Origin of the sequence: Bacillus sp. JJ1474, assembly GCF_036965225.1 — a bacterium.
In the GTDB taxonomy this organism is placed as follows: domain Bacteria; phylum Bacillota; class Bacilli; order Bacillales; family Cytobacillaceae; genus Cytobacillus.
Genome location: NZ_JBALPC010000001.1, coordinates 100,647 through 107,499, shown reverse-complemented (window position 1 = coordinate 107,499; position 6,853 = coordinate 100,647). Strand labels below are relative to the sequence as shown.

The window sequence follows — 6,853 nt, the reverse complement described above, 5'->3', positions numbered from 1 at the left end:
ATTTTTTCTGATTTTATTCAAAAGGCTTGAATTTAATTCGGAACTGTTATACATTGTGCAACAGACGTTCGAAATTAAGAATGATAAATTCCATAATAAATCGTTAATAAATTAATGAAACCGTTTTAAATTGGATAATAATGTTTGACAAAGATGAAACTGTTGTACAATAATAGTTGATATTTCTTTTAAAATCCCCTCTTAAGGAGGACTATTGATGTCTGAGTTTTTAGTAATCGTTGAGTCGCCGGCAAAGGCGAAAACGATTGAGCGTTATCTTGGAAAAAAATATAAAGTTAGAGCATCCATGGGACATGTTAGAGATCTTCCGAAAAGTCAGATGGGTGTTGACATAGAAAATCAGTACGAGCCGAAATACATTACAATACGCGGAAAAGGCCCAGTATTGAAGGAGTTAAAAACAGCAGCAAAAAAGGCAAAGAAAATTTATCTCGCAGCTGACCCCGACCGTGAGGGAGAGGCTATTGCCTGGCACTTGGCACACAGCCTTAATATGGATATTTCATCTGATTGCCGAGTTGTCTTTAATGAAATAACGAAGGATGCGATTAAAGAATCGTTTAAACATCCAAGACCTATTAATATGGACCTCGTTGATTCCCAGCAAGCGCGACGGCTGCTTGACAGGCTCGTTGGATATAATATTAGCCCTTTATTATGGAAAAAAGTAAAAAAGGGCTTAAGTGCCGGCAGAGTACAATCTGTAGCAGTTCGTTTAATTATTGACAGGGAAAAAGAAATTAAAGCTTTTGAACCTGAGGAGTATTGGTCCATTGAAGGCGATTTCCTAAAAGGAAAAGACAGCTTTGAAGCATCTTTCTATGGAATAGGGACTAACAGGCTTGATTTAAAATCAAAAGATGATGTTCAGCTTGTATTAAGTAAGATGAATGGGAACAAATTTAAAGTAACATCAGTTACTAAAAAAGAACGTAAAAGGAATCCTGCTGCTCCATTTACTACTTCGTCACTTCAGCAGGAAGCAGCAAGAAAATTAAATTTCCGGGCGAAAAAAACAATGATGCTTGCTCAGCAGCTTTATGAAGGAATCGACCTTGGCAAAGAGGGAACAGTCGGGTTAATTACGTATATGAGAACGGATTCTACTCGAATTTCAGAAGTTGCTCAAGGAGAGGCTTCCCAATTTATCGAAGAAGCTTATGGCAAGGATTTTCTGCAGGTGGATAAAAAGAAAGAGAAAAAGAAATCGAATACGCAAGATGCCCATGAGGCTATTCGACCGACAAGTGTAACGAAAGAGCCAGCCAGTTTAAAAGAATTTCTCTCAAGAGATCAGCTGCGATTGTACAGGTTAATTTGGGAGCGATTTGTGGCAAGTCAGATGGCTTCAGCCGTTATGGATACGATGAGTGTAGACTTAATGAATGGCGATGTTATTTTTAGAGCTACGGGATCTAAGGTGAAATTCCCTGGGTTTATGAAAGTGTATGTAGAAGGCACTGATGATCAGGCTGAGGAAAAAGATAAAATGCTTCCTGACCTTAAAGAGGGTGATGAGGTCATTAAAAAGGATATTGATCCGAAACAGCATTTCACGCAGCCTCCGCCAAGGTATACTGAAGCACGATTAGTAAAAACACTTGAAGAGCGTGGGATTGGACGCCCTTCCACATTTGCGCCTACTCTGGATACCATTCAAAAGCGCGGATATGTAGCGTTAGATAATAAGCGATTTATCCCAACTGAGCTTGGAGAAATTGTTCATGAGTTAATGTTTGAATTTTTCCCGAATATTCTAGATGTTGAATTTACCGCAAAGATGGAAAAAGATCTGGATTATATTGAAGAAGGAAAGGTAAATTGGATAGAAATTATCAATAATTTTTACGTTAATTTTGAAAAACATCTAGAAATAGCAGAAAAAGAAATGCAAGAGATCGAAATTAAGGATGAGCCTGCAGGAGAAGATTGTGAACAATGTGGAAACCCAATGGTCTTTAAAATGGGTCGCTACGGAAAATTTATGGCTTGCAGCAATTTCCCTGATTGCAGAAATACAAAACCAATTGTTAAAGAGATTGGCGTTACATGTCCGAAGTGTAAAGAAGGAAATATTATAGAGAGAAAGAGTAAAAAACGGCGAATTTTTTATGGCTGTGACCGTTTCCCTGAATGTGACTTTATTTCTTGGGATAAGCCTTTACCGCGCAGCTGTCCAAAATGCGAGAATCTTCTTATAGAAAAGAAGCTGAAAAAAGGTGTTCAAGTTCAATGCATCGAATGTGATTACAAGGAAGAGAAGCAAGGTTAAGGGTGGGCTATTGGCTCACTCTTTTCTTATGGGGACTGAAATCTTCCTCATTTTAGGATATTTAGGGAATGATAATAGAAAAAATCATAAATCTGTGTATTGTTTAATTGCAAAATGATATCGATTAGGTGTAAAGTAAGATAGCTATGTTTTTGAAACGTGGAGGTCAGAAAATGAAGGATAAAACAGTAAATGTTATAGGTGCTGGGTTAGCTGGAAGTGAAGCTGCATGGCAACTTGCTAATAGAGGGATTCATGTTAGGCTTTATGAGATGAGACCTGTGAAGCAAACACCTGCTCATCACACAGATAAATTCGCGGAACTCGTATGCAGCAATTCGCTTCGTGCAAATACGCTTACGAATGCGGTAGGAGTTCTAAAAGAAGAGATGCGAAAATTAAATTCAATTATTATTGAGTCAGCTGATGCTAGTGCTGTGCCTGCTGGAGGGGCATTGGCTGTTGATCGCCATGACTTTGCGGCACGAGTAACGGATAAAGTGAAAAATCATCCCAATGTGACTGTCATTCAAGAAGAAGTTACTAATATTCCTGATGGTACTACTATCATCTCTACAGGACCATTAACAAGTGAATCATTATCTTTGAAGCTTAAGGAATTGTCAGGTGAGGAATACTTATATTTCTATGATGCGGCAGCACCAATTATTGAAAAAGAATCGATTAATATGGATAAGGTTTACCTTAAATCACGCTATGACAAAGGAGAAGCCGCCTATTTAAACTGCCCGATGACAGAGGAAGAATTCAATAAATTTTACGAAGCCTTAATTAGCGCTGAAACCGTTCCATTAAAAGAATTCGAAAAAGAAATCTTTTTTGAAGGGTGTATGCCAATTGAGGTTATGGCAAACAGAGGAAAGAAAACAATGCTTTTTGGTCCGATGAAACCAGTTGGTTTAGAGGATCCAAAAACGGGAAAAAGACCATATGCAGTAGTTCAGCTTCGTCAAGATGATGCAGCAGGAACACTATATAATATTGTTGGGTTTCAAACTCACTTAAAATGGGGTCCGCAAAAAGAGGTTATTCAATTAATACCGGGATTAGAAAATGCTGAAATTATCCGCTATGGGGTTATGCATCGTAATACTTTTATTAACTCCCCGAAGGTATTGAAGCCCACGTATCAATTCATTAACAGAGAAGATTTATTTTTTGCAGGACAAATGACTGGTGTTGAAGGCTATGTTGAATCTGCTGCGAGCGGATTGGTAGCAGGAATAAATGCAGCCAGATTGCTTAATGGTGAGGATCTTGTAGAATTTCCGCATGAAACGGTCATTGGAAGTATGGCAAGATATATCACATCAGCTAACGAGAAAAGCTTTCAGCCAATGAATGCTAACTTTGGGTTGCTGCCTGAACTTCCTGTTAAAATTAGAGGAAAAAAAGAACGTAACGAACAGCATGCAAACCGAGCGTTAGAAACAATTCAGAACTTTGTGAAAAGTGAGGGAATTTAATTGCAAGGGCTTCTAAAATATGATACTATTTAGAAGCCCTTGTGAGGTGATAATGAATGGACCAAAATGTGAACAATTCGTTAAAGATGTTTATTGAATATTTACAAATTGAAAAAAACTATTCACAATATACTATTGAGTATTATCAACAGGATATTAACGAATTCTTTTTGTTCACAAATGAACAAGCAATTAACAATTTGCAGGATGTAAAGTATTCTGATGTCCGTATTTATCTTACAAAGCTTTATGAAAGAAAATTTGCAAGAAAATCGGTGGCTAGAAAAATTTCTTGTTTGCGAAGTTTTTTTAGATTCCTTGTCAGGGAGAAAATAGTTAGTGAAAACCCTTTTGCCCTAGCTTCCATTCCAAGGCTTGAAAAAAAGCTTCCGGAATTTTTTTATGAGGAAGAATTGGAAGAGTTATTTAATGCATGTGAAACGGAAACGATATTAGGGCAAAGAAATAAAGCGTTATTAGAGCTTCTATATGCTACTGGTATGCGCGTAGGCGAATGCAGCAATATTCAATTAAAAGATATTGATATGTACTTATCAACTGTTTTGGTTCATGGAAAGGGAAACAAGCAAAGGTATATCCCTTTTGGCAGCTTTGCACATGATGCTTTGGAATATTACATAAATAACGGTCGCAGAAGCTTGCTAACAAAAGAAGCTCCGAATGATTATTTATTTCTGAATAGCAGAGGGAGACCATTAACGCCTCGAGGGATAAGGCATATCCTTAGTAAACTAATTGAACAATCGTCTTTAAATGGCAAAATTCATCCACATATGCTAAGACATTCGTTTGCCACACATTTACTATCTAATGGAGCGGATATGAGAACCGTCCAGGAATTGTTAGGCCATGCCTTTTTATCATCAACACAAGTATATACGCATGTTACTGGCGAATATTTAAGAAATTCTTATTTAGCACACCATCCAAGAGCTTAAGATACAGATTTACGAAAACTTGAATTTGTAAATCAAAGCTTTAGTTTACGTATAAACGGCAAAGGAGGATATAAGAATGTCTCAATTTCATGCAACAACTATTTTCGCTGTGCATCACAAGGGGAATTGCGCAATGGCTGGAGACGGTCAAGTGACCTTTGGAAATGCGGTAGTCATGAAACACACTGCACGTAAGGTTAGGAAGCTATTTAATGGGAAGGTAATTGCCGGCTTTGCAGGTTCAGTTGCAGATGCCTTCACGTTATTTGAAATGTTTGAAGGCAAGCTTGAAGAATACAATGGAAATTTGCAGCGAGCCGCTGTGGAGCTAGCTAAACAATGGAGAAGCGATAAGATATTGCGTAAGCTTGAAGCAATGCTTATTGTCATGAACGCGGAAAACCTCCTGCTTATTTCTGGCACCGGTGAGGTTATTGAACCTGATGATGGGATATTGGCAATCGGCTCCGGCGGACATTATGCACTTGCAGCAGGAAGGTCATTAAAACGTTACGCTGGGGATCATTTAACTGCAAAAGAAATTGCAAAAGCCTCTCTTGAAATGGCAGCTGAAATTTGTGTTTACACGAATCACAATATTGTAGTAGAAGAACTTTAAGGGATGGTGAGCTGACTGATGGTTAAAGGAACGGATTTAACACCCCGTCAAATTGTTGAAAAACTTGATCAATTTATTATTGGCCAAAAGGATGCAAAAAAGGCAGTAGCTGTAGCATTAAGAAACAGATATCGCCGTGGATTACTAGAAGATAAGCTCCGTGATGAAATTAGTCCTAAAAACATATTAATGATTGGACCTACGGGTGTTGGAAAAACTGAAATTGCCCGCCGAATGGCAAAGTTAGTCGGGGCTCCTTTTATTAAAGTGGAAGCGACTAAATTTACAGAAGTCGGATATGTTGGAAGAGATGTTGAATCAATGGTTAGAGACCTTGTAGAAACATCTGTAAGACTCGTTAAGGAAGAAAAGATGAATAGCGTGAAGGAACGTGCAGAAGACAGTGCCAATCGGATCATAGTAGAATTGTTAGTTCCTTCAAATAAAAAGACTGTAAATTATAAGAATCCACTGGAAATGCTATTTGGTGGAGGCAATGATCAGTCAGATCAAGATTCAACAACTTCAGATGATATGAATATTCAAGCAAAACGCAAGGTAGTGAAAGAAAAACTAGCCTTAGGTGAACTTGAAAATGAATTCATTACTGTAGAGCTAGAGGAACAGCCTCCATCCATGTTTGACATGCTGCAAGGTTCTGGAATGGAACAAATGGGCATGAATATGCAGGATGCATTAAGCGGGTTAATGCCTAAGCGCCGGAAGAAAAGAAAACTGACTGTAAGTGAAGCAAGAAATGTATTAACAAATGAGGAAGCGCAAAAATTAATAGATATGGACGAAGTGACTCAAGAAGCTGTTTTTCGTGCTGAGCAGTCCGGCATCATATTTATTGATGAAATTGATAAAATTGCAAGCCGCAATAACGGAGGATCATCTGCAGATGTATCACGAGAAGGTGTCCAAAGAGATATTCTTCCAGTTGTAGAAGGGTCTACAGTCGTAACCAAATATGGCACAGTAAAAACTGATCACGTTCTGTTTATGGCAGCTGGAGCGTTTCATATGGCGAAGCCTTCAGATTTAATTCCGGAGCTGCAAGGGCGTTTTCCAATCCGTGTAGAATTAACGAAGCTAACCGTTGAGGATTTCTTTAACATCTTAGTTGAGCCTGATAATGCCCTTATTAAACAATATCAAGCTTTATTGGAAACTGAAGGTATACAAATTGAATTTTCTGACGATGCTATTCGTAGGATTGCTGAATTTGCCTTTGAAGTGAATCAAAATACCGACAATATTGGAGCGCGACGTCTTCACACGATAATGGAAAAGCTGCTTGAAGATTTATCTTTCGAAGCGCCAGATGTAACGATGGAAAAGATATCGATTACTCCTCAATATGTTGAAGAGAAATTAGGTGCAATTTCGCGGAACAAAGATTTAAGCCAATTTATATTGTAAAGTTTTTGTTAAGTTATATGTGAATAGATAGACAAATAATTTTTATTATTTCAAGATAAAATAGAATAAG

The 6,853-nt window shown here is 37.9% G+C and carries 5 protein-coding genes; all 5 read left to right on the top strand.

Annotation, left to right across the window (positions count from 1 at the left end; all coding sequences use genetic code 11):
- The first annotated feature begins 217 nt into the window (after nucleotides 1-217).
- The 5 genes from topA (at nucleotide 218) to hslU (ending at nucleotide 6,783) form a co-directional block, all read left to right on the top strand.
- Complete coding sequence (gene topA / locus V7164_RS00520) at nucleotides 218-2,293, top strand: type I DNA topoisomerase (RefSeq protein ID WP_335346312.1); 2,076 nt, start codon at nucleotides 218-220, stop codon at nucleotides 2,291-2,293.
- A 173-nt stretch (nucleotides 2,294-2,466) separates the two neighbouring features.
- The gene (trmFO, locus tag V7164_RS00515) at nucleotides 2,467-3,780 is read left to right on the top strand and encodes an FADH(2)-oxidizing methylenetetrahydrofolate--tRNA-(uracil(54)-C(5))-methyltransferase TrmFO (RefSeq protein WP_335346313.1); all 1,314 of its coding nucleotides are present in this window, start codon (nucleotides 2,467-2,469) and stop codon (nucleotides 3,778-3,780) included.
- Nucleotides 3,781-3,836: 56 nt separating this feature from the next.
- Nucleotides 3,837-4,739: a tyrosine recombinase XerC gene (gene xerC, locus V7164_RS00510; protein ID WP_335346314.1), complete on the top strand. Its 903-nt coding sequence runs from the start codon at nucleotides 3,837-3,839 to the stop codon at nucleotides 4,737-4,739.
- 76 nt (nucleotides 4,740-4,815) lie between these two features.
- Nucleotides 4,816-5,358, top strand: a complete 543-nt coding sequence (gene hslV / locus V7164_RS00505) for an ATP-dependent protease subunit HslV (protein ID WP_335346315.1) — start codon at nucleotides 4,816-4,818, stop codon at nucleotides 5,356-5,358.
- 18 nt (nucleotides 5,359-5,376) lie between these two features.
- The gene (gene hslU, locus V7164_RS00500; protein WP_335346316.1) at nucleotides 5,377-6,783 is read left to right on the top strand and encodes an HslU--HslV peptidase ATPase subunit; all 1,407 of its coding nucleotides are present in this window, start codon (nucleotides 5,377-5,379) and stop codon (nucleotides 6,781-6,783) included.
- Nucleotides 6,784-6,853 lie beyond the last annotated feature (70 nt).